The sequence below is a fragment of the Paraburkholderia sp. RL18-085-BIA-A genome, assembly GCF_046027075.1.
Classification (GTDB): domain Bacteria; phylum Pseudomonadota; class Gammaproteobacteria; order Burkholderiales; family Burkholderiaceae; genus Paraburkholderia.
The window spans coordinates 122,113-144,593 of record NZ_JARESU010000003.1 but is presented as its reverse complement, the minus strand read 5'-3'; the positions used below and the strand labels follow the sequence as shown (position 1 = coordinate 144,593).

The window sequence follows — 22,481 nt, the reverse complement described above, 5'->3', positions numbered from 1 at the left end:
CTCGCCGTGCCGGTCTACGCCGGCCATCCAGACCCTCATGACCCTCTCCCGCCGCCTTCTGAAACGCGCGCTGTGCGTCGTCGGCGCGCTATCCGTCGCCGTCAGCGTGAATGCGCGCGCCGACGAACTCGTAGTCTCCGCCGCCGCCAGCCTGACCAACGCGTTCAAGGCAGTCAGCGAAGTCTTCGAGCAGCAGCATCCGGGCACCAAGGTTCTGCTGAATTTCGGCGCCTCCGACGTGCTGATGCAGCAAATCGTCAAAGGCGCGCCCGCCGATGTGTTCGCGTCCGCGGATCAGAAGGCGATGGACAAAGCCGTCGCCGAGAAGGTAATCGTGCCGGCCTCGCGCCGCGACTTCGCCGCCAATTCGCTGGTGCTGATCGTGCCTGCCGACAGCCATTTCGCGCCGACAGGACTGGGCGATCTGACGTCGGCGAACGTGAAACGGGTCGCGTTCGGCGATCCGGCTTCGGTGCCGGTCGGCCGGTATACGCAGGGCGCGCTGCAGGCCGCCGGCGTGTGGGACGCGGTCAGCGCGAAGGCCGTGCTGGCGTCGAACGTGCGTCAGAGCCTCGACTACGTGGCGCGCGGCGAGGTCGACGCCGGCTTCGTGTTCAGCACCGACGCCGCGATCATGCCGGACAAGGTCAAGGTCGCGCTGAACGTGCCGACGCAAACGCCGATCACCTATCCGATCGCGCAGGTCGAAGGCAGCCGTCACGCCGCCGACGCCCAGGCGTTCATGAACTTCGTGCTGTCGCCGGCTGGCCAAGCGGTGCTCGCGAAGTACGGCTTCAGGCCCGCGCAATAACGCGCATTAACCTCATCGGGATCGCGCAAGCTCATGCAACAGGCCTGGATTCCGCTCCTGCTGTCGTTGAAAGTGGCGGGCTGGGCCACTGCGCTCAATCTGGTGTTCGGTGTCGCGGCGGGCTTCGGTTTGTCGCGCTGGCGCTCCGGCGCGCGCGACGTGATCGATTCGATGCTGATGCTGCCGCTCGTGCTGCCGCCCACGGTCCTCGGCTACTACCTGCTCGTGCTGCTGGGGCGGCGCGGCGTGATCGGCGCGTGGCTCGACCGCTTCGATATCCAGCTGGTGTTCACGTGGCAGGGCGCGGTGATCGCGTCGACGGTGGTGGCGTTTCCGTTGGTGCTGAAATCGGCGCGCGCCGCATTCGAATCCGTCGATCCGCAACTGGAGCGGGCCGCACGCACGCTCGGCGTCAGCGAAACGGCGGTGTTCTTTCGCGTGACCCTGCCGCTCGCCACGCGTGGCATTCTCGCCGGTGGCCTGCTGGCGTTCGCGCGAGCGCTCGGCGAATTCGGCGCGACGCTGATGATCGCGGGCAACCTGCCGGGCCGCACGCAGACGCTCTCGGTGGCGGTCTACGCGGCCGTGCAGGCCGGAGATGACAGCACCGCGAATTTCCTGGTACTCGTGACCTCGGTGACGTGCGTCGTGATCCTGCTGCTCGCGGGCCGTCTGGTGCCGCAGCACACGCTCCTGAGTTCGCGCTGAGATGCCGCTAGCCGTCGACATCCGCAAGACCTTCGAGAGCGCCGAGCGCCGCTTCACGCTCGACGTGTCGTTCAGGGCGGCCACGCCGCGCGTCGTGCTGTTCGGACCGTCAGGCGCGGGCAAGAGCCTGACCTTGCAGGCGATCGCCGGCCTCTTGCGCCCCGACGAAGGCGCGATCACGCTGCATGGCGACGCGCTGTTCGACAGCGCGCGCGGCGTCGATCTGAAACCGCAGGCGCGCAAGATCGCCTACCTGTTTCAGGACTACGCGCTGTTTCCGCATCTGAACGTGCGGCAAAACATCGGCTTCGGCTTGCAGCGGGGTTGGCTCAATCCGCGCGCACGGCATGCGCATCCGCAAGTCGACTACTGGCTCGACGCGCTGGAACTGAAGAACGTCGCGGGCAATCATCCGGTGCAGTTGTCGGGCGGACAGAAGCAGCGCGTGGCGCTGGCGCGGGCACTCGTCGCGCAACCTCGCCTGCTGTTGCTGGACGAACCCTTTTCCGCACTCGATAGCGCGTTGCGCCAGCGCATGCGCAACGAGCTGTCGGAGCTGCAAACGCGGCTCGATATTCCGATGGTGTTGATCACGCACGATCCAGAGGATGTCGCCGCGTTCGGCGATCAGGTCGTGCAAGTCAGCGATGGCTGCGTGCGCGAGCATCAGCCGTTCGCCGGCTACGCGCCGAGCGCGCCCTGACCTGGACAGGCGCGCGGCGCTGGTTGGCGGCCACTTACACCGCTGGCGTCTGCCCAGCGCTCAGTCCTTCACTCCGAGTATCACGCTCGATGCCTTGAACGCCGCGACCGCGTTCGAGCCTTCCACGAGACCGAGCGCATCGACGCTCTCATTGGTGATGACCGCAGTCACGACCGCGCCGCCTGCGAGCGCCAGCGATACCTCGGCATTCACCGCGCCGCGCTTCACGCTCTGCACGGTACCGCGCAACTGATTGCGCGCCGACAGCCTGAGCGGCGCGCCGCTTGCGTCCTCGACGAGCAGCACGACCCACGATGCCTTGATCAACGCGAACGCCGCCACGCCTTCGACCAGGCCCAGCGTCTCGGTGCTCTCATGCGTGAGCACGGCGACGATCATGTGACCACCGGGCAGTGTCAGCGAAACTTCGTCGTTGACCGTGCCGCGCGTGATCGACGACACCGTGCCGTAGAACTGGTTGCGCGCGCTGGTCTTTACGCCGATGCGGCCGATCAGATCCCAATCCGTCGCGAAACCTTCGATTGCCGCGCCCGCACGTTCGAGAAAACGCCGATGCTCGCGCTCGACCGCGCGAAACGTCTCGATCAGCTTCACCGCGCGCGTCGTGAGCGTGGTGCCGCCACCGCCTTTGCCGCCGGTCAGGCGCACGACGAGCGGCTCGCCGGCGAGGTTGTTCATCGTGTCGACGGCGTCCCACGCGCCTTTGTAGCTCATGCCGACCGCTTTCGCCGCGCTGGTAATCGAGCCGGTTTCGCCGATCGCCGCGAGCAGCGCGATCCGCGACGCGCCGCCAAGCGTCTGCGCGCCGGCCTGGAACCAGACGGAGCCGCCGAGTTCGAGGGATTCGTTGTGAGGATCGATGTGTTCGGATGTCATGGCGAGAAGCGCTCGAAGCTCCAGGAAAGGACAGCGAACCATTATAACGACGCGCACGCGAGCCACCGGGCGCGCATCCGCCGCGCGCCGGCGGATGCGAAGCTCGCCGCAGGCCTCGGCGACCACGGGCGCGGCGCTGCACGTGGACGGCGGAGTGATCGATACGATTGCGTGACGGAAGGGTGCTTTTCTGAGGAACTGAGGGCGGCGGCGGGCGACGATTGTCGATGCTCGCCCCGCCGTTTCGTTAGCAGACCACTTTACCGTCGCGGCGTTCACACCGCGTACTGCGCAATCCCGTTGCCGAACGACCAGTTCTCCTTCTCCACCTCGACGAGACTGATGAATACATCCTCTCGTCGCAGCCCCGGCGACTTCGCCAGTTCGTCGACGATCCGCAGATACAGCGCCTTCTTCTGGTCGATCGTGCGCGTATTGCTCACCGTGAGCTGGATCACGACGAAATCGTCGCTGCGCTCGATGTTCAGGTACTGCCTGTCGTAGATCAGATTGCCGGCCTCGTGCTCGGTGATCAGCACGAACTGGTCGTCCTTCGGCACGTTGAACGTGTCCACCAGCGAGCGCTGGATGCTATCGGTCAGCGCCTTCCGGTATTCGGTCGGCTTGCCGGCGCGCAATGCGATTCGGGTGAGCGGCATGATGAAACTCCTTCGTTGCGGTGATTAGACAACCCCAGCATAGGCTCTCTCATTCATAATAAACACATATCACCCGATATTTCATCTATATTCAAATGAAATGAAAGTCCTCGATCTCGATGCGGTGCGGGCCTTCGTGCTGGTTGCCGACCTGCACAGTTTCACGCGCGCCGCGGACGCGCTCGATACCACGCAATCGGCCGTCAGCCTGAAACTCAAGCGGCTGGAAGCGCATCTGGGCAAACAGTTGCTGGAGCGCACGCCGCGCGTCGTGCGTCTTTCCATCGACGGCACTGCATTTCTCGGCGCCGCACGCGAGTTGCTGAACGCGCACGAGCGCGCGCTGGGTTCACTGTCAGTGGAGCGGCGGCGGCTCGTGCTGGGGCTCAGCGAGCATGTCGCGGGGCCCGATTTGCCGCAGCTGCTCGGCCGGCTCAACGCGCACGATCCTGGTTTGGTGATCGAATTGCACATGGGGACGTCGGCGGCGCTGCTCGCGCAATTCGACGAGCGCCGGTTCGACGCGGTGATCATCCGCTATGGCGCCGACGAACCGCCGCGCGACGACGCGCAAGTGCTGTTCAGCGAACCGCTCGGCTGGCTGGCGACGCCGGCGTGGTTGCCGAGGGTCGGCGAGCCGCTGGCGCTGGCGCTGCTGAGTCCGCCGTGCAACGTTCGCGACGTGGCGCTGCGCACGCTGACGGAAGCGGGGATTGCGTGGCAGGAGGTGTTCGTCGGCGGCGGCGTGGCTGCCGTCGGCGCGGCGGTCGCGGCGGGGCTGGCCGTGTCGCCGCTGGCGCGCAGGGTCGCGCCGCGCGGCTTGCTCGATGTTGGCGCGCGGCTGGGCTTGCCGGCGCTGCCGGAGTCGCGTGTGACGCTGCATTCGCGGGTGAGGGATCCGCGCTCGATGGAGACGTTGCGGTTGGTGGCGAATGGGTTGGCCACGCAATGACAAGACCGCGCTTCGGTGGATGACGCGCACGGCCTTTCCGCCTGGTTAAAGAATTAGGCCGGCGGGAGATCCAGTAGCTAAGTCTCGAAGAAAGACTGTCCGCACCCATTGTCAGGCCGTGCCTCACAACAGTAAGGCCGCCGCGCAGCAAACGCCGATGCCAACACGCTGCGCGAACCCGGTTCAGTGGATGATCGGCGGCAGCGAGCCGCTGCTGGCAGTGGCCGGATTAGTGGCTGCGTCGGCCGAACCGGCGCCAACGTTTGCGGACATGGCCGACGCATTCGTGCTGGACACCGCCGGTCTCGCCGCGACCTTGGCCACCTGCGGACGAGCCGTGCGTGGCTGGACCAGGTTAGCGTGCACAACCTTGCCTTGCCCCGGTTTGGCCCGGACAAGCTGCGCATGCGGCTTCCCGCCCTGTGCCATGACGGCGGCTTTCGCCTTGGGCTTGCCTGCAGCCGGCGCCTTGGCGCCGTGCGTCGCGCCACTCTTCGCAGCGACCTTCTTCACGCCGCCATGAGCGGCCAATTTGCTGCCATGCCCCGCTGCCGTCGCCGACGCCACTCGCGGCGCGCCGTGCCGAGCGTTTGCGGCCTGCTTCGACTCCGACTTCGATCCGGCCTTAACATTAGGGCCCGGCTTCTTCGCTGCATGCTTCGCCACATGCCCGCTCGCTTCGGGCGGATTCCAGACTTCCGCATAACCCGCCGCCATCGCCGCTTCCGACACACACCACACGGCAAGCGCCGCTGCCACTACTCGAATCCACATCTCCGGCTTCTCCTGATCTTCGACTGCATAACGAGCCGGGATTATATTCTCTTGCAAAAATCCATATTTAGACTAATATCATTTTTAAGTACACATAGGGACTTACCCACTCATGGCTCACGCTGCCCGCCTCATCCCGCCCGAAGCGCCGATTCGCCGGCCGATTTCGGAACCTACGGTTTCGGAGATGTCCGCGGCGGGGTTGCGCGCGTTCTTCAAAATCGCGCACGACTGGGACCTGAACGCCGACGAGCAGATCGTGCTGCTCGGCTCACCGGGCCGCTCCACCTTCTTCAAGTGGAAGCAGACGCCTGAAGCGGCCCGCCTCGGGCGTGACACGCTCGAGCGCCTGTCGCTGCTGCTCGGCATTTACAAGGCGTTGCAGATTCTGCTGCCGCAGCCCAACGCCGCCGACACCTGGATCAAGCGCCCCAACAGCGCGCCGCCATTCGGCGGCCGCCGCGCGCTGGACCGCATGCTGGCCGGCAACATCAGCGACCTCGTGGCCGTGCGCCAGTATCTCGACGCGATGCGAGGCGGGTGGGCGTGACACAACCGCATTGGCAGGACCGCTGGCCCACCGCGCCGCTCGACTGGTCGCCCGCGTATCGCGTGATTCCTACACGCTTCCCGGCCATCAATCTGTTCGACCGGGTCGCTTCGCCAGAAGACTTCGACGCGCTATACGCGCTCGAAGCCATGACCAACGACCGGCTGCGCACCGAAATTGGCGAACTCGATCTGGTGCCGCGCGACGAGCGCCGCTTCGGCCCAGGCTACGGACCGATCATGGCCGCGCTGACGCATCTGAATCCGCTCGGCAGCCGCTTTTCCGACGGCACTTACGGCGTGTTCTATTGCGCCCGCTCGCGCGGCACCGCGATTGCCGAGACGCGTTATCACACCGGGAAATTTCTGGAAGCGACCGCCGAGCCGCCTATGCGCCAACAAATGCGTCTCTACACGGTGGCCGCGCAAGGCAATGTGGTCGATCTGCGTGACGACCCTTCACTCGATCTCGCCGTGCTGTCGCCGGACGATTATCTGGCGGGTCAATCGCTAGGCCGCGCGGTGCGCGAGGCGGGTGCGCCGGGCATCGCGTATCCGTCGGTGCGCGATACCGGAGGCGAATGTCTCGCGGCGTTCCGCACCACGTTGCTGCGCGATTGCCACCACGCGGCGTATCTGGAATACAACTGGAATGGCACGAGCGTGGACATGGTGTTCGAACTCAGCCAGGTCGGCTGATGAACATGATGAACGGGCGCGGCGGCAGGCGCGGCAACAGGTGCGGCGACGGGCGCGCTCAGGGTAAAGCCAGCGCCGCCGCTCCTTCGGCACGCGCCTCCTCGACCGAAATCGACCAGCGCAGCAAGGCCTCAGGCTGCACGATCGTCAGCTTGCCGCCGGGGCCGAACGCGCCGGTGTCGATGAACACCTGCGAACCGATCTGCTTGATGTCGCGCATCGGCGTGTGGCCGCAATAGGTCAGCGAAAGCCCGCGTTGCCGCGCCGGATCGTAGTTGCCCACCGCCAGGTCGCGTCCCCAGAGCATCCGCTCACGGGTTTCGAACGAGAAGTTGCCGGCGTCGAGATCGGCGTCGGTGCCGAAAAATTCGGCATGCAGAACGTTGAAGCGCTCTTTCCCGCTGCCGACCACTCGCGCGAGCGGCAATGTCCGCAGATGTTCCGCGTAGTGCTGCAAGCGTTCGTCCGGCACGTTCACGGCCCATGCGCCGCCAATCCCGAACCACCATTCACGCCGCAAACGTCCGTCGGCGACCGCGCACAGCGTGTCTTCGTGGTTGCCGAGCACGGGGAAGAACCACGGCCTGTCGAGCAGCGCCAGCGCCTGCTCGGAATGCTCGCCGCGATCGACCAGATCGCCGACCGAAAAAAGCCGGTCGCGCACCGGGTCGAACGCGATCAGGCGCAGCAGATAGCGCAATGCATCGACGCAGCCGTGCAGATCGCCGACCACGAAGTCGCGGCCGCTCGCATTGGCTGCATGATGTTGGACGGGGTTAACGAGTACGGAAGCCATTTACTCATGATAATGCTGCGTCCGCGGGTGCGTATGCGCGGTGCCTATCGTATCCTGGCGTTTTGCAGCGCAAAAACGACGCAAAACTACGCAAAACCGGTGTGTTTCGCGGATTCCTTTACCAGAAACACATCGCCTTCGCGATGACTATTGCTGCGTGCGCAGCAGCGTGCGCAGCGGCGCTGGCTACGGCGTGCGCAGCTTGCCGACCTGCTCGGCCGTCACCGTCGACTGCGGATTGCCGAACTGGCGGGTCACATAGTTGGTGATGGCGGCCACCTGCTCGTCGGTGAGCTGGCTGCCGAATGCGGGCATCAGCACGTCCGCATGCGCGGTCGTGCGGCTTACGCCGTGCAGAATCACCAGCGCCAGATTGCTGACGTCGCTCGCGCCGACCGTCGAATTGTGGATCAGCGACGGATACGCGCCCGGCGCGCTCGCGCCCACACCCTGGCCCGTCCAGCTATGGCAGGTCGCGCAATTGGCCACAAAAAGCTGCGCGCCGTTCACCCCGCTGATCGCGGTGCCGCGCAGCGCGGTCACGTCGTCGGCGGGATTGCCCCACTGATGGCGCGGGCGCGACTCGCCGCCGCTGACCGGCGGCACCGTGCGCAGATACGTGACGATCGAACGCAGATCGAACGGCGCCATGTACTGCGTGCTGTCGGCGACCACTTCGCCCATCGGACCGGCCGCATTCGCGCGGCCCGCCGCCGCGCCAGTCGCCAGATACGCGACAAGCTCGTCATCGCGCCAGTCGCCCACGCCGCTGATCTTGTCCGGCGTGATGTTGAACGCATGCCAGCCGGCCTGCACCGCGCCGGAGAAACGCGCGCTCGACTTCAAGCCCTGCATGAAATTGCGCGGCGTATGGCACTCCTCGCAATGGGCGAGTCCCGTCACCAGATACGCGCCGCGATTCCATTCGGCGCTTTGCTTCGGATCGGGAACGAAGCGGCCTTCAGTGAAATTGAACAGGTTCCACAACACCATCAGCCAGCGCTGGTTGAACGGGAATTTCAGGCTGTTGGCCGGCGGCGTGTAGTGGATCGGCGTGAGCGTGTTCAGGTACGCCCGAATGGCGAGCAAGTCCTGCTCGGTGACGCGCGTGTACTCCGCGTACGGAAAGGCCGGGTAGAGCCGCTCGCCGCCTTTGCCGATGCCCTCGTGCATCGCGCGCAGAAAATCGGCGTCGCTCCATTGGCCGATACCGGTATCCGGATCGGGCGTGATGTTCGGCGTCACGATGGTGCCGAACGGCGTGTCGATCGGCAGCCCGCCCGCGAACGGACGCGACTTGTCCGCGGTGTGGCAGGCGGCGCAATCGCCGACTCGCGCGAGGTACTCGCCGCGCTTGACCAGAGTGTTGCCGCTGGCGCCGGCCGGCATTGCCGCGGCGTCGGCCGGTTTCGACGCAGAGTCGGCGCGGGCTTGCGTGATCGGTAGTTCGTCAGTGGGTCGGGCGCCCGGTCCGTTCGCCTCATGCCAGGCGACATACAGCGCGGCCAGCGAGAACGCTGCCGCCAGCGCCGCAACCCCGATGCGGCGGCGCCTGGTCTGCACCAGCGCGATTTCCGGCGGCACGCGAGAGGTGTTCTTCTTCATGGTGGCTCTCCGCTCGGGGCTCAGATTTCGCGCTTGAGCTTGTCGGCCAGTTTCAGCGACAAGGCCGCGATCGTCAGCGTGCAATTCACCGAGGCCGCCGTCGGCATCACGCCGCTGCTGGCAATGAACAGATTCGAATGATCGTGCGTGCGGCAGTCCGAATCCACCACCGAATCCGCCGGATCGCTGCCCATGATCGTGGTGCCCATGATGTGATTGTTGGGCGCGAAGGCGTCGTCGAACGCGACCTCCGTGCCGCCGAACAGCGCCGCGATTCGCGCATACAGTTCGTGCGTATCGGCGGCGCTCTTCTTCACGTAATCGTTGATCGAGTAATAGATCTCGGGCTGTGGAATGCCGAGCGCGTCCTTGTGATCCGCCGACGGCACCACGCGATTGTGCGGCTCCGCCAGATGCTCGTGGAAGCTGTTGATGTTCAGCGTACGCGCCGCGCGGTCGCGAATCTGCCGGTCGAGCTCCGCGCCGGTGAGGCCTTTTTTCAGCAGATCGGCGGTCACGCCCATGGTCGGCACGCCGTTCGACAGATGCAGCTTCTTCGCCGCGTAGTCGGAGCGGAACGCGCCGTCGCGGAAGTTGACGATCGACGTCATCTCCATCGGCCCGCGGCCCGGCCACAACGGCTCGTTGGCGAGAAACGTGACGCCCGTGCCGGGGTGATCCATCAGATTGCGGCCCACCTGATCGGAGCTGTTGCCCACGCCGTGCGGGAATTTGTCGGAGGTCGACATCAGCATCAGCTTCGGCGTTTCGATACCGTTGGCGGCGAGCACGAACAGCTTGCCGCTCACGCGCGTGCTGTTGCCGTTCGGGTCTTTATAGTGGACCGCCGTGATGAGCCCTTTGTTGTCCGCTTCGACGCGGTACACCACTGCTTCGGGGATCAGCTTCGCGCCAGCCTGCTCGGCCTTCTCCGCATGCACGACGCCGTTGTACATCGCGGCGATCGGACAGATCGGCATGCAATTGTTGTTGCCGCAGCAGGTGGGCCGCGCGTCGTATGGGCGGCTGTTGCGCGCCACGGGCTCCGGCACGACCTTGAAGCCCTGCGCGTTGAGCACGTCGCTGAAACGCTGATCCATGTACGACAGCGGCAACTGGCTCATCGGATAAGGCTTCGAGCGGGGCGAACCGAGATCGATGGAGCTGTCCGGACCTGATACGCCGAGTTGCACTTCTGCCGCCGAATACCACGGCTCCAGCATCTCATACGGATACGGCCAGTCGCGCCCCACGCCGTACAGTTTGTGCAACTGGAAGTCCGTCGGCAGCAGCCGCCACGCGGCGGCGGCCCAGTGCCATGTCGTGCCGCCCACGAGTCGCACGTATTGCGAGTTGTACGGATAGTCGCCCTTCTGGATCAGATAGTTGTTGGCGGGCGCGTACTCGGGATGAGGCGCATAAGGCGTCGACGGATACGGCGTCGCGAAATCCGCCTTGGCGGGGGAATTGCGGAAGTTCTCGACGATCTGCCAGCGCGGGATGCGCGGCCCGGCTTCGAGCAGGATCACCGACGCGCCGGCCAGCGCCAACTGATGCGCGACCAGTCCGCCCGCGACGCCCGAGCCGACCACCACGACATCGGCCGAATTTGTGTTTGCCATGGCTGCCCTCTTCTGTGTCGACCGGAGTTAGTGCTTCAGCACTTACTCCGGTCCCATGCACGCGTATGTCGACCGGAGTTAGCGCTTCAGCGCTTACTCCGGTCCCGTGCACGCGTATGTCGACCGGAGTTAGCGCCTCAGCGCTTATGTCGATCGGAGTTAGTGCTTCAGCACTTACTCCGGTCCCATGCTTCGCACTCCGGTCCCATGCACCCGTATGTCGACCAGAGTTAGTGCTTCAGCGCTTATGTCGATCGGAGTTAGTGTTTCAGCACTTACTCCGGTCCCATGCTTCGCACTCCGGTCCCATACACGATGGTCGTGCTGGCTTATCGTTGCTTGATACATCGCGTGGCGGCCCAACGTCGAACGGCAAAACTGGACGACGCGGCACGCGCGAGAGGATCGTTCAGGCGCTCAACGGCTTGTGCGTCCAGAAAAACGGCACGTCGCGGCAATAGGACGGAACGGTCAGCACGTCCTTGACGGGTTCGAACATCAACGCTTTTTCATACGCGACCACGTCCACATGCGGCATGTCGCCGACGAGGCCGAGATACCACGCGCGCATGATCGCGCTCACGGCTTTCGCGAGCGCCGGCTGCTCGGCCTGCAAAGCCTGCGTGACGGTATCGGACGGCACGCCGCCATGGCCTTGCAGCCACGTGTTGAGCGCGGCGACATTCTGCGTGAACTGGCTGTCGGATCTGGCGAGGGCGTCGTACACGCGTTTGCCGAGAACGGCGTCGAAGCCGCTGCGGCCGGTGAGACGCTGCGAGAGCGCGAGGAAGGCGTCGAGTCCACCGCCTGCGGGCGGCGCGTCGGCGAAGGCCGGGGCGATCCACGAGAGCGGTCGGCCAGCGCCGGCAAACGCGAGCGCCGCGGCGGCGGCGCACGCGCCGAGCACCCATGCTCTGCGCGAAGCTGAAAACGTGGCGGAACGTGAAGACTGCGATGAAGGCGAAGCGGATGACAGCAATCCGGCCGGATGCGTCACTGCGCGGTGCGCAACGTGGTCGTCGGGAACCTCTGTCATGGGGACTCCAGATGGTGAGTCATTCTCAACCAGCAGCGCCGCGCTGGCGTGACGCTGTACGCGCTGCTTCGATTGCTCTTTCCCAAACCTGGTCTGACGCCGCTCGAGCGGCCTTATGCGCGCAATGCGCAGTGTGCGCCTGCTGTCGATGCGAGCCGCATTACAGCTTGCCGATCATTGCCTTGCGATGGCCTTTACAGCGCAATGCGCAGGCCGACGGCCCGTTGCCTGCCAATCGCCTTTCAACTGAAAGCGGCGCGCAAGCCCGCTGCGAAAGACTATAGCTTGTGATTCGCCGATTCGACAAATGCTCACCGAAGCGCGAGTAGAATCCGCGACACGGATGGCGCCCACTCCACGCTCACTCCCGATTCCATGCTCACGAAATTCTATCCGCAGGTTCTTCGCAATCGGCCACGCACGGTGCTCGGCCTCATCATCGGCAGCGCGGTCACGCTGCTGGTGCCCGGGCAAATCAGCGCGACGGCGCGCGCGCTGATCGGCTGGGACGCCGCCATCTGGAGCTACCTGTTGATGATCTGGGTGCACATGGCCGTCGCTGACGAAAACCGGGTCCGCGAATACGCGCGACGTGACGACGAAAACGCGGGCGTCGTGCTCTTCGTGATCTGTGTCGCGACCATCGCAAGCGTCGCCGCGATCGTGCTGGAACTGGCATCGGCGAAAGGAACCGCTGGGGCGTCGAGCGCATGGCACTACCTGCTGACCGGTCTCACGCTGATCGGCGCATGGTTTCTGATTCCGACCATCTTCACGCTGCACTACGCGCGGCTCTACTACGACGCCGACGCCAAAGAGACCGCACTGCTGTTTCCCGACCACAAGCTCCAACCGAACTACTGGGACTTCCTGTATTTCTCGTTTACCATCGCGGTGGCTTCGCAAACCTCGGATGTGGTATTGCGCTCGCGAACGATTCGCCGCGCCGCGCTCGCGCAGTCCATTCTGTCGTTTTACTTCAACGTCGCCGTCTTGGGCTTGTGCGTGAACATCGCAGCAGGCCTGCTGGGGTCATAACGCTACCGACCCCGCCCGTGCCGCTCGCCAGTTCGCCTTTTGCGGTCATCACGCCGCCTCGCCTGCGCCCCTTGTAAAACCCGCACGACGCCCGCCCGTTTTACACATGCGAGCGGCGTCGGCGTGGGGAGGTCTCCTCATTCATGCCCGGCGCGCTTTCCTTCAGGGCACCCGCCCGCCCTCCCATCGAGCCGCTCCTGTCATCGACTGGCACAACGCTTGCTGCTGCTCCCGAATAGCTTCGGCCGGCCTGGCGCAGCCGAAGTCTGGCGTCAAAGCACCTTCGACTGGCCAGCGGCGTGACGATCTTTGCACTACATTGACCAGTACGCGCCTTCGCTGATGCAACGCGCGGTAGCCGGCTCTGGAAGCCCAATGAGCGCTGCGATCGCATGCCAACTGCATCCACACCGCAGCAGGACGAATCTGGAAACCACCGATGGAACCTCCAAACGGGTATGCGCCGCGGATTTACTTTTTTCATTCACTCCTGGTCGGGCCGCTCGATGCATGGCCCGCGCAGTTCGCTCATGCGGCCGCGCTGGGCTTCGATCATGCGCTGATCGGCGGCCTCTTCGAGCCGGGGCAGGCGGGCCACGGACAGGTGGTCGGCAACCACGCCAGGCTGCATCCGGTGTTCGAGGCGCGGCAAGCCGCGCTCGACGCGCTGCGCACACTCGCAGACGCCGCCCGCCAGAACGGTCTCACGTTGCTGACCGATCTCGTGATCGACCGGATGGCCGCCGATGGCGCGCTCTACGCCGACCATGCCGACTGGTTCCATTCCTTCGAGTCTGAAGAGGCGCGGCTCGATCCGCGCCATGTGCATCGCGAGGACAACGTCGCGTATGCGAACTTCAACGACGCCGGCAGCCGCGATGCACTGACCGGCTGGTGGACGCAACAGCTGCTGGCGCTGGCCGACGCGGGCGTGGGCGGCTTCCGCTTCGATTCGCCGCATCGCGTGCCGGCCGCCGTCTGGCGCCAGCTCGGCGACGCGTTGCGCGCGAAGCATCCCGACGTGCGCCTGCTCGCCGCAACCCCTGGTCTAGCGCGCGACGATCTGCCCGGGCTGGAGAGCGCGGGCTTCGACAGCGCGTTCTCGTCGGTGCGCTGGTGGGACTTCCGCGCGAGCTGGATGGTCGAGGAGCACGCGGCGCTCGCGCGTATCGGCGCGCCGGTCACGTTTCCTGAAGCGCCCTACGGCACGCGTCTCGCCGCCGAGTTGACCGACGCCCACGACGCCGCCATCGTCGAGCGGGCTTACCGGCGCGCGCTGTTCACATCGACTGCGCTCGGCACCGGCTGGATGATGCCGATGGGCTTCGAATACGGCATCGCCGAACCCATGTCGCAAACGCGCGGCGACGCGTCGCAATTCGCGCTCGCTGTCCAGGCAAAGAAATTCGATCTTACGGAACGGATCACCCATGCCAACGAGGTGGCGCGCAATTCGAGGACGCTGCACGCCAATGGTGAATTGCGCCCGTTGAGCGGGCCCGGTGCGCCCGCCGCCGTCCTGTTGCGCGCCGATCAGCCGGACCTGCGCGACGCCGACGAAGCGGTGCTGATCGCCATCAATCCCGAACTCGGCGCGCCGGTGCGCGTCGATCCCGCACGCTTCCTCGCTAGCGCGCCGGGCAACTTCACACGCTTCGTGCCGCTGGATGCGCCGGGCCATGCCGCGCCAGCCGGATTGACGCCGTTCACGCTCGCGCCCGGCGCGGTGCGCCTCTTGCGCGCGGTGACGGAGAAGCCGATCCGCCTCGCTCCGCCCATCGACAAGGCCAACAGCAAGCGCAGTGGCCGCAAGTCCGTGCTGGAGGCGCTCAACGCGCCGCGCGTGGCGATCGAAAGCGTGATGCCCACGGTCGACAACGGCCGCTTCGCGGCCAAGAGCACGGTGGGCGAGCGCGTCGAAATCAGCGCCGCGATTTTCGCCGAAGGTCACGACAAGATCGCCGCCGCCGTGATCTGGCGCGCCGCCGACGAAACCGCCTGGCACGAAGTATTGATGAGTCCCGCGCAGCCCGCCGGACTCGACATCTGGCACGCGCGCATTCCGCTCGAACGGCTCGGCCGTCACGAGTTCAGCGTGATCGCGTGGCGCGACGACTTCGCGTCGCTCGTCGAGCACGTCGAGAAGAAGCTGAAGGCGGGCCAGACCGTCGAACTCGAACTCGACGAAGCCGCGCATCTGTTCGCGCTGGTGCTTGCCGAAGTGGAGACGACAGAAGGTGCGGTGAAGGAGCCGCTCGAACAGATCGTCAAGCTCTTCACAAAGTCCGACGCCGCCACCAGGCTCGCGCTGATCCTCGCGCCGACCACCGCGAAGGCGATGACCGCCGCGCGCCACCGGCCGTTCCTGAGCCGCGACCCGGTCATCTACAAGATCGACGCGGACCGCACCGCCGCGCGTTTCGCGAGCTGGTACGAGATCTTCCCGCGTTCGATGAGCGACGACGAATCGCGCCACGGTACTTTCGCGGACGTGACGACGAAGCTGCCGCGCATCCGCGATATGGGTTTCGACGTGCTGTATTTCCCGCCGATTCATCCGATCGGCCTCGCGAATCGCAAAGGCCGCAACAACACCCTGAACGCACAGCCCGGCGATGTGGGCAGTCCGTATGCGATCGGCGCGGCCGAAGGCGGTCACACCGGCGTGCATCCGCAACTGGGCACGCTCGACGACTTCAAGGCGATGCTCGCCGCCGCGCATGCGCACGGCCTCGAAATCGCGCTCGACTTCGCGATCCAGTGCTCGCCGGATCATCCATGGCTCAAGGAGCATCCGACGTGGTTCGCGTGGCGTCCGGACGGCACCTTGCGTTACGCGGAAAATCCGCCGAAGAAGTACCAGGACATCGTCAATCCCGACTTCTACGCGCACGACGCGAAACCCGACCTGTGGATCGCGCTACGCGACGTGATCCTGTTCTGGATCGAAGCGGGCGTGCACATTTTCCGCGTCGACAATCCGCACACCAAGCCGTTGCCGTTCTGGGAATGGATGATGGCCGACGTACGCGCGCGCTATCCCGACACGATCTTCCTCGCCGAAGCGTTCACGCGTCCGCGTATGATGAACCGGCTCGGCAAGATCGGCTTCTCGCAGTCGTACACGTACTTCACGTGGCGCGAGTCGAAGCGCGATTTCATCGAGTACATGAACCAGCTCACGCAAACCGATGCGCGTGATTTCTACCGGCCGAACTTCTTCGTCAACACGCCGGACATCAACCCGCGCCATCTGCAGTCGCAGGGACGCACGGGCTTTCTGATCCGCGCGGCGCTCGCGTCGACGCTGGCGGGTTTGTGGGGCGTGTACTGCGGTTTCGAACTCTGCGAGGCCGCCGCGCTGCCCAACAGCGAGGAATATCTCAACTCCGAGAAATACCAGTTGCGCGCGTGGGACTGGAACCGGCCGGGCAACATCGTCGGCGAGATCACGGCGCTGAACCGGATTCGCCGCGCCAACCCGGCGCTGCAAACGCATCTGGGCCTGACGTTCCTCAGCGCGCACAATGATCACATCCTGCTGTTCGAGAAAGCGACCGAGGCGCGCGACAACGTGATCGTCGTGGCGATCAACCTCGATCCGTTCAACGAGCAGGGCGCGGATATCGAACTGTCGTGGGACACGTTCCAGCGCTGGCATCTGCACGATCACGGCGCGCTGGAAGTGACCGACCAGATGACCGGCGCGCGCTTCGAATGGCACGGCCGCTGGCAGCACGTGCAACTCGGGTCGGGCCAGCCGTTCTCTATCTGGCGCATCGCGCCGCTCGGCGGCCTGCCCGCCGAGCGCCCGGATGAAGCAGACAGCGATTCCGACAGCGCCTATCACGCCGACGCTGGCAACCCAACCCCAACGGAAGGTGCGACATGAAGCGTGACGATCCAGCACAGACCACGTCGCCGGGACAGACAGGCGCAACCACGGGCAGCGGGGCCAAAGCACGCTCGCAGCGGCGCGGCAAGCCGGCGGCCTTGAGCGACGATCCGCTCTGGTACAAAGACGCGATCATCTATCAGGTGCACATCAAGTCGTTCTTCGACGCGAACAACGACGGCGTAGGCGACTTCCCCGGCCTGATCGCAAAGCTCGACTACATCGCCGAACTCGGCGTGAACGCGATCTGGCTGCTGCCGTTCTATCCTTCGCCACGGCGCGACGACGGCTACGACATCGCCGACTATCGCAGCGTGCATCCGGACTACGGGCAGATTTCGGACGTCAAACGCTTCATCCAGGAAGCGCACGCGCGCGGCATTCGCGTGATTACCGAGCTGGTGATCAACCACACCTCGGACCAGCACCCGTGGTTCCAGCGCGCGCGCCGCGCGAAGCCGGGTTCGAATCATCGCAACTACTACGTGTGGTCCGATACCGATCAGAAGTACCAGGAAACGCGGATCATCTTCATCGACTCGGAGCCGTCGAACTGGACGCACGATCCGGTCGCGGGCGCCTACTTCTGGCACCGCTTCTATTCGCATCAGCCCGATCTGAACTTCGACAATCCGGCGGTGATAAGGGAAGTGCTGCAGGTGATGCGCTTCTGGCTCGATATGGGGATTGACGGGCTGCGGCTCGATGCGGTGCCGTATCTGGTTGAACGTGAAGGCACCAACAACGAGAACCTGCCGGAAACGCACGCGGTGCTGAAGAAGATCCGCGCGACGATCGATGCCGAGTATCCGAACCGGATGCTGCTCGCTGAAGCGAACCAGTGGCCGGAAGACGTGAAGGAGTATTTCGGCGAAGAGGACGAATGCCACATGGCGTTCCACTTCCCGCTGATGCCGCGCATCTACATGTCGATCGCGAGCGAGGACCGCTTTCCGATCACCGACATCATGCGGCAAACGCCGGACCTCGCCGAGTCGAACCAGTGGGCGATTTTCCTGCGCAATCACGACGAACTGACGCTGGAGATGGTCACCGATTCCGAGCGCGACTATCTGTGGAACACCTATGCGAGCGATCGCCGCGCGCGCCTGAATCTCGGCATTCGCCGCCGCCTGGCGCCGTTGATGGAGCGCGACCGACGCCGCATCGAATTGATCAATTCGCTGCTGCTGTCCATGCCCGGTACGCCCGTGATCTATTACGGCGACGAACTCGGCATGGGCGACAACATCCACCTCGGCGACCGCGACGGTGTGCGCACACCGATGCAGTGGTCGTCGGATCGCAACGGCGGGTTCTCGCGCGCCGACCCCGAGCAGCTCGTGCTGCCGCCGGTGATGGGTTCGCTCTACGGCTTCGACGCGATCAACGTCGAAGCGCAAAGCCGCGATCCGCATTCGCTGCTGAACTGGACCCGGCGCATGCTCGCCACGCGCCGCGCGAAGCAGACCTTCGGGCGCGGCACGATTCGCTTCCTGAAGCCGGAGAACCGCAAGATTCTCGCGTATCTGCGGGAAATGCCGGACCAGCCGCCGATCCTCTGCGTGGCCAATCTGTCGCGCGCGCCACAAGCGGTCGAACTCGATCTGTCCGAGTTCAACGGCGCGGTGCCGATCGAAATGACCGCCGACTCCGTGTTCCCCGCGATCGGTCAACTGACCTATCTGCTGACGTTCCCGCCCTACGGCTTCCTGTGGTTCATGCTGTGTGAGGGCAGTCAGCGTCCCACCTGGGCGCAGGCGCATTCGGAGCCGTTGCCGGAATTCGTCACGATCGTGATCCGCGAAGGGCAAATCGGCCCGACGCCGGAAAACGTGCGCCTGCTCGAATCGGAAGTGCTGCCTTCGTGGCTGAGCCGGCGCCGCTGGTTTGCGTCGAAGGATCAGAAGATGCACGCGGTGCGGCTCGCCGCGTTGACCACGATCCCGAACGGCGGCTTCGCGTTCACGGAAATCGAAGCTGACGTGGGCAACCACACCGAACGCTACGTGGTGCCGATCGCGATCACGTGGGGTGGCGAAACCACCACGCCGCTCTTCATGCAACTCGCGTTGGCGCGCGTGCGGCGCGGCCGCAATGTCGGTCATCTGACCGATGCGTTCGCGCTGCCGATCTTCGCGCATAACGTGTTGCGCAAGCTGCGCGAACGCGCGGTGGTGCCGACCGTGCAGAAGAGCGAGATCAAATTCCTGCCGACCGAGCGTTTCGCCGAACTGGACAACCTCGGCGAGCGGCCGGAGATTCGCTGGCTCGCGGCCGAGCAGAGCAACAGCTCGCTGATCATCGCCGATGCCGCGGTGCTGAAGCTGGTGCGCCGGCTCGTCAGCGGCATTCATCCGGAAGCGGAAATCAGCCGCTATCTGACCCAGCTCGGCTATGCGAACACCGCGCCGTTGTATGGCGAAGTGGTGCGCGTCGATCCCGAAGGCGTGCCGCATACGCTTGCGATCCTGCAAGGCTTTATCGACAACCAGGGCGACGCGTGGAACTGGTCGCTCGACTATCTGCGCCGCTCGGTGGACGAACTTGCGATCGCCATCGATCCGGAAACGTCCACGGCGCCGGACCGCGACAACGAAGCGATCCTGATGGAAGGCTATAGCGAACTGGCCGGCATCATCGGCAGGCGGCTGGGCGAACTGCACGTGGCGCTCGCGTCGCCGACCGACGACCCGTCGTTCGCGCCGGAACCGGCCGACGCCATCCAGGTGAAAGCGTGGGTCGACGGCACGCAGTCGATGCTCGCCGCCGCGCTCGATCTGCTCGCGCCGCGCATCGAACAGATGAGCGATCCGGACACCAAGGCGTTGGCGCAAAGCCTCATCGACCATCGCGCGGCGCTCGTAGCCGTGGTCGAGAATCTGGTCTCCGCCGATGCGGGCGCATTGCGCATCCGCATCCACGGCGACTTCCATCTGGGCCAGGTGCTGGTCGCGCAAGGCGACGCGTATCTGATCGACTTCGAAGGCGAGCCGGCGCGTTCGCTCGAAGAGCGTCGGCAGAAATCGAGCCCGCTGCGCGACGTGGCCGGGTTGATGCGTTCGCTGTCATATGCGAGCGCAGCCGCGCAATCCACGCTGGAAAGCGCGCCGCAGCAGACCGCCGATCGCAAGCGTGTGTTGTTCGACCGGTTCCGCGCGCATGCCACGGAAGCTTTCCTCGTTCAGTACCGTGCAGCGGTCGCGGACGCGCCGGCGCCGCTGGTGGAGCCCGAGGCGGAACAGGCGCTGCTCGATCTGTTCCTGATCGAAAAGGCCGCTTACGAAATCCGCTACGAAGCGGCCAACCGTCCGACATGGCTCAGCTTGCCGGTGCGCGGCCTCGCCGCGCTCGCGAGCCGCCTGCTGGGCGACACCGGCACCCCCGCACAGACCGAATCATCAACCCAGGCGCCAGGCGCCGCCACACCGCCTAATCCGGCCGAGGGCGACTATGAGTGAGCACGATCCGGCCGCAGGCCTGCAAACGCTCGATATCGACGCGCTCGTCGAAGCGCGCCACCCCGATCCTTTCTCGCAGCTCGGGCTGCATTGGACAGACGCGGGTCCGGTGGTGCGCGCGCTGTTGCCGAACGCCGCGCACGTCACCGTGATTGCGCGCGCCGACGGTGCCACGGTCGGCGAACTCGAACAGTTGCGCCCTGGTCTGTTCGCCGGCCGCGTCACGTCGGGGGCGCCGTATCGCTTGCGGATCGATTGGCATGGCGTGGTGCAGGAAGTCGAGGACACCTATTCGTTCAGCCCGGTACTTGGCGACGAGCCGCTCGGCCGCCTCGCGAACGGAGACCCCTACGCGGTGCTCGAATGTCTCGGCGCGCATCCGATGGAAATGGATGGCGTGCCCGGCGTGCGCTTCGCGGTTTGGGCGCCGAATGCGCGGCGCGTGTCGGTGGTCGGCGACTTCAATGCGTGGGACGGCCGCCGTCATCCGATGCGGCTGCGTCATCAGGCCGGCGTGTGGGAGCTATTCGTGCCGCGCGTGGGACCGGGCACGCGCTACAAATACGAGCTGTTGTCGCGCGACGGTCATCCGCTGCCGCTGAAGGCCGATCCTTGCGCGATGCAAACGGAAAGGCCGCCGGGCACCGCGTCGGTAGTCGCGCATGTCGACGAGATCGAGCAGTTTCCGTGGACCGATCACGACTGGATTCAGTCGCGCGCCGTCAGGCAGACCGCGCGCGCGCCGATTTCGATCTACGAAGTGCACGCCGAATCGTGGCTGCGCGTCGCCGAAGAAGGTCAGCGCGGCCTCGATTGGGAAGAACTCTCCGAGCGCCTGCTGCCGTACGTGAAGAGCATGGGCTTCACGCACGTCGAGTTCATGCCGATCGCGGAACATCCGTTCGGCGGCTCGTGGGGTTATCAGCCGCTCGGGCAATTCGCACCGTCCGCGCGCTTCGGCAAGCCGGAACAGTTCGCGCGCTTCATCGATAAGGCGCACGGAGCCGGACTCGGCGTGATACTCGACTGGGTGCCCGCGCACTTTCCGAACGACGCGCATGGCCTCGTCGACTTCGACGGCACGCCGCTCTACGAGCACGCCGACCCGCGCGAAGGCTATCACCAGGACTGGAACACGATGATCTACAACCTCGGCCGCAACGAGGTGAGCGCGTTCCTGGTCGCGTCGGGGCTCGCGTGGCTCAAGCGCTATCACGTCGACGGCTTGCGCGTGGACGCGGTCGCGTCGATGCTGTATCGCGACTATTCGCGCGCCGCCGGTGAGTGGGTGCCGAACATTTATGGCGGCCGCGAGAACCTCGAATCGATTGCATTTCTGAAGCGCCTCAATCACGAAGTCGGCTATGTGCCGGGCGTGCCGGGCGCAATCACGATCGCCGAGGAGTCAACCGCGTGGCCGGGCGTGACGGCGCGCGTCGAAGACGGCGGCCTCGGCTTCCAGTTCAAATGGAACATGGGCTGGATGCACGACACGCTGCACTACATGGAGGAAGATCCGGTTTATCGCCAGTACCATCACCACAACATGACGTTCGGCATGGTGTACGCGTACTCCGAGCGCTTCGTGCTGCCGCTGTCGCACGACGAAGTGGTGCACGGCAAAGGATCGCTGCTCGGCAAGATGCCCGGTGACACGTGGCAGCGTTTCGCGAACCTGCGCGCGTACTTCGGCTTCATGTGGACGCATCCTGGCAAGAAGCTGCTGTTCATGGGCGGCGAATTCGGGCAGATGGCGGAGTTCGATCACGACACTTCGCCGCATTGGCATCTGCTCGACGATCCGCATCATCACGGGGTGCAGTTACTGGTGCGCGACCTGAACCATCTGTACTGCAAGGAGGCTGCGCTGTATCTGCTCGACAGCGAGCCGGGCGGCTTCGGATGGCTGATCGGCGACGACAACGCCAACAGCGTGTTCGCCTATCGGCGCACCGACGGCGCCGGCCGTGAGCTCGTCGTGGTCTGCAACATGACGCCGGTGCCGCGCGTCGGCTACCGGATCGGCATGCCGGCCAGCGGACGCTGGGCGGAAGTGCTGAACACGGACGCCGGCGTGTACGGCGGCTCGAACATGGGCAACGGCGGCCTGATTCATACCGACGCGACCCCTAGCCACGGCTGGCCGCATTCCGCTTCACTAGTATTGCCGCCGCTCGCAACCATCGTGTTGCGTGCGGAATGATTGACATGCTGTAACGCGAGCGCGCGGCGGAGCGGGGTATGGGCGCCGCGCGCTCGTTGCATGAAGACCCAAG

The 22,481-nt window shown here is 65.2% G+C and carries 17 protein-coding genes and 1 pseudogene; 11 read left to right on the top strand and 7 right to left on the bottom strand.

Features of this window, described 5'->3' with window-relative positions:
- Positions 1 to 37 precede the first annotated feature (37 nt).
- The 3 genes from modA to P0D89_RS03125 are packed head-to-tail and all read left to right on the top strand — an operon-like array spanning position 38 to position 2,222.
- Positions 38 to 811 carry a molybdate ABC transporter substrate-binding protein gene (modA, locus tag P0D89_RS03135; protein ID WP_408358267.1) on the top strand — a complete coding sequence of 258 codons (774 nt, stop codon included), beginning with the start codon at positions 38 to 40 and terminating at the stop codon, positions 809 to 811.
- Positions 812 to 844: 33 nt separating this feature from the next.
- Positions 845 to 1,519 (top strand): molybdate ABC transporter permease subunit, encoded by a 675-nt coding sequence (gene modB / locus P0D89_RS03130; protein ID WP_408376077.1) that lies wholly within the window; start codon positions 845 to 847, stop codon positions 1,517 to 1,519.
- Position 1,520: 1 nt separating this feature from the next.
- Positions 1,521 to 2,222 (top strand): ATP-binding cassette domain-containing protein, encoded by a 702-nt coding sequence (locus P0D89_RS03125; protein ID WP_408358269.1) that lies wholly within the window; start codon positions 1,521 to 1,523, stop codon positions 2,220 to 2,222.
- Positions 2,223 to 2,282: 60 nt separating this feature from the next.
- On the opposite strand, the gene P0D89_RS03120 is transcribed toward P0D89_RS03125, so the two are convergent.
- Positions 2,283 to 3,119, bottom strand: coding sequence for a TOBE domain-containing protein (locus tag P0D89_RS03120; protein ID WP_408358270.1), 837 nt, complete (start codon positions 3,117 to 3,119; stop codon positions 2,283 to 2,285).
- Positions 3,120 to 3,222: 103 nt separating this feature from the next.
- On the opposite strand from P0D89_RS03120, the pseudogene P0D89_RS03115 reads away from it, so the two are divergent.
- Positions 3,223 to 3,294 (top strand): annotated as a pseudogene (locus tag P0D89_RS03115) (SDR family oxidoreductase); the annotation flags it as partial.
- Positions 3,295 to 3,394: 100 nt separating this feature from the next.
- Here P0D89_RS03115 and P0D89_RS03110 read toward each other — a convergent pair.
- Complete coding sequence (locus P0D89_RS03110) at positions 3,395 to 3,778, bottom strand: tautomerase family protein (RefSeq protein WP_408358271.1); 384 nt, start codon at positions 3,776 to 3,778, stop codon at positions 3,395 to 3,397.
- Between the two features lie 100 nt (positions 3,779 to 3,878).
- Here P0D89_RS03110 and P0D89_RS03105 point away from each other — a divergent pair, with 100 nt between their 5' ends.
- A complete protein-coding gene (locus tag P0D89_RS03105; RefSeq protein WP_408358272.1) occupies positions 3,879 to 4,730 on the top strand; it encodes a LysR family transcriptional regulator in 852 nt (283 codons plus the stop codon).
- Between the two features lie 183 nt (positions 4,731 to 4,913).
- Here the strand turns inward: P0D89_RS03105 and P0D89_RS03100 are convergent, their stop codons facing one another.
- Positions 4,914 to 5,504 carry a hypothetical protein gene (locus P0D89_RS03100; protein ID WP_408358273.1) on the bottom strand — a complete coding sequence of 197 codons (591 nt, stop codon included), beginning with the start codon at positions 5,502 to 5,504 and terminating at the stop codon, positions 4,914 to 4,916.
- Positions 5,505 to 5,616: 112 nt separating this feature from the next.
- Here P0D89_RS03100 and P0D89_RS03095 point away from each other — a divergent pair, with 112 nt between their 5' ends.
- The gene (locus P0D89_RS03095; protein ID WP_408358274.1) at positions 5,617 to 6,054 is read left to right on the top strand and encodes an MbcA/ParS/Xre antitoxin family protein; all 438 of its coding nucleotides are present in this window, start codon (positions 5,617 to 5,619) and stop codon (positions 6,052 to 6,054) included.
- The gene (locus P0D89_RS03090; RefSeq protein WP_408358275.1) at positions 6,051 to 6,752 is read left to right on the top strand and encodes an RES family NAD+ phosphorylase; all 702 of its coding nucleotides are present in this window, start codon (positions 6,051 to 6,053) and stop codon (positions 6,750 to 6,752) included. Before P0D89_RS03095 ends, P0D89_RS03090 begins: the two co-directional genes overlap by 4 nt.
- A 58-nt stretch (positions 6,753 to 6,810) precedes the next feature.
- Here the strand turns inward: P0D89_RS03090 and P0D89_RS03085 are convergent, their stop codons facing one another.
- From P0D89_RS03085 to P0D89_RS03070, 4 genes are all read right to left on the bottom strand, one after another.
- On the bottom strand, positions 6,811 to 7,548 hold the full coding sequence (locus P0D89_RS03085) for a metallophosphoesterase (protein WP_408358276.1): 738 nt from the start codon (positions 7,546 to 7,548) through the stop codon (positions 6,811 to 6,813).
- 186 nt (positions 7,549 to 7,734) lie between these two features.
- Entirely contained in the window at positions 7,735 to 9,153 is a 1,419-nt protein-coding gene (locus P0D89_RS03080) for a c-type cytochrome (RefSeq protein ID WP_408358277.1), read from the bottom strand.
- 20 nt (positions 9,154 to 9,173) lie between these two features.
- Positions 9,174 to 10,775: a GMC family oxidoreductase gene (locus P0D89_RS03075; RefSeq protein WP_408358278.1), complete on the bottom strand. Its 1,602-nt coding sequence runs from the start codon at positions 10,773 to 10,775 to the stop codon at positions 9,174 to 9,176.
- Positions 10,776 to 11,184: 409 nt separating this feature from the next.
- On the bottom strand, positions 11,185 to 11,811 hold the full coding sequence (locus P0D89_RS03070; RefSeq protein WP_408358279.1) for a sugar dehydrogenase complex small subunit: 627 nt from the start codon (positions 11,809 to 11,811) through the stop codon (positions 11,185 to 11,187).
- Positions 11,812 to 12,186: 375 nt separating this feature from the next.
- On the opposite strand from P0D89_RS03070, the gene P0D89_RS03065 reads away from it, so the two are divergent.
- The 4 genes from P0D89_RS03065 to glgB all read left to right on the top strand — a co-directional run bounded on the left by P0D89_RS03065 (position 12,187) and on the right by glgB (position 22,408).
- A complete protein-coding gene (locus P0D89_RS03065) occupies positions 12,187 to 12,849 on the top strand; it encodes a DUF1345 domain-containing protein (RefSeq protein WP_408358280.1) in 663 nt (220 codons plus the stop codon).
- A 439-nt stretch (positions 12,850 to 13,288) separates the two neighbouring features.
- A complete protein-coding gene (locus P0D89_RS03060; protein WP_408358281.1) occupies positions 13,289 to 16,741 on the top strand; it encodes a maltotransferase domain-containing protein in 3,453 nt (1,150 codons plus the stop codon).
- The gene (gene treS / locus P0D89_RS03055) at positions 16,738 to 20,205 is read left to right on the top strand and encodes a maltose alpha-D-glucosyltransferase (RefSeq protein ID WP_408358282.1); all 3,468 of its coding nucleotides are present in this window, start codon (positions 16,738 to 16,740) and stop codon (positions 20,203 to 20,205) included. Before P0D89_RS03060 ends, treS begins: the two co-directional genes overlap by 4 nt.
- The gene (gene glgB, locus P0D89_RS03050) at positions 20,198 to 22,408 is read left to right on the top strand and encodes a 1,4-alpha-glucan branching protein GlgB (RefSeq protein ID WP_408358283.1); all 2,211 of its coding nucleotides are present in this window, start codon (positions 20,198 to 20,200) and stop codon (positions 22,406 to 22,408) included. The genes treS and glgB overlap by 8 nt, the downstream gene beginning before the upstream one ends.
- Positions 22,409 to 22,481: the final 73 nt, after the last annotated feature.

What these genes read in the sequence shown, in the direction of transcription:
- modA (WP_408358267.1), top strand. Translation starts at nt 38, where the DNA reads ATGACCCTCTCCCGCCGCCTTCTGAAACGCGCGCTGTGCGTCGTCGGC.
- modB (WP_408376077.1), top strand. Translation starts at nt 845, where the DNA reads ATGCAACAGGCCTGGATTCCGCTCCTGCTGTCGTTGAAAGTGGCGGGC.
- P0D89_RS03125 (WP_408358269.1), top strand. Translation starts at nt 1,521, where the DNA reads ATGCCGCTAGCCGTCGACATCCGCAAGACCTTCGAGAGCGCCGAGCGC.
- P0D89_RS03120 (WP_408358270.1), bottom strand. Translation starts at nt 3,119, where the DNA reads ATGACATCCGAACACATCGATCCTCACAACGAATCCCTCGAACTCGGC.
- P0D89_RS03110 (WP_408358271.1), bottom strand. Translation starts at nt 3,778, where the DNA reads ATGCCGCTCACCCGAATCGCATTGCGCGCCGGCAAGCCGACCGAATAC.
- P0D89_RS03105 (WP_408358272.1), top strand. Translation starts at nt 3,879, where the DNA reads ATGAAAGTCCTCGATCTCGATGCGGTGCGGGCCTTCGTGCTGGTTGCC.
- P0D89_RS03100 (WP_408358273.1), bottom strand. Translation starts at nt 5,504, where the DNA reads ATGTGGATTCGAGTAGTGGCAGCGGCGCTTGCCGTGTGGTGTGTGTCG.
- P0D89_RS03095 (WP_408358274.1), top strand. Translation starts at nt 5,617, where the DNA reads ATGGCTCACGCTGCCCGCCTCATCCCGCCCGAAGCGCCGATTCGCCGG.
- P0D89_RS03085 (WP_408358276.1), bottom strand. Translation starts at nt 7,548, where the DNA reads ATGGCTTCCGTACTCGTTAACCCCGTCCAACATCATGCAGCCAATGCG.
- P0D89_RS03080 (WP_408358277.1), bottom strand. Translation starts at nt 9,153, where the DNA reads ATGAAGAAGAACACCTCTCGCGTGCCGCCGGAAATCGCGCTGGTGCAG.
- P0D89_RS03075 (WP_408358278.1), bottom strand. Translation starts at nt 10,775, where the DNA reads ATGGCAAACACAAATTCGGCCGATGTCGTGGTGGTCGGCTCGGGCGTC.
- P0D89_RS03070 (WP_408358279.1), bottom strand. Translation starts at nt 11,811, where the DNA reads ATGACAGAGGTTCCCGACGACCACGTTGCGCACCGCGCAGTGACGCAT.
- P0D89_RS03065 (WP_408358280.1), top strand. Translation starts at nt 12,187, where the DNA reads ATGCTCACGAAATTCTATCCGCAGGTTCTTCGCAATCGGCCACGCACG.
- P0D89_RS03060 (WP_408358281.1), top strand. Translation starts at nt 13,289, where the DNA reads ATGGAACCTCCAAACGGGTATGCGCCGCGGATTTACTTTTTTCATTCA.
- treS (WP_408358282.1), top strand. Translation starts at nt 16,738, where the DNA reads ATGAAGCGTGACGATCCAGCACAGACCACGTCGCCGGGACAGACAGGC.
- glgB (WP_408358283.1), top strand. Translation starts at nt 20,198, where the DNA reads ATGAGTGAGCACGATCCGGCCGCAGGCCTGCAAACGCTCGATATCGAC.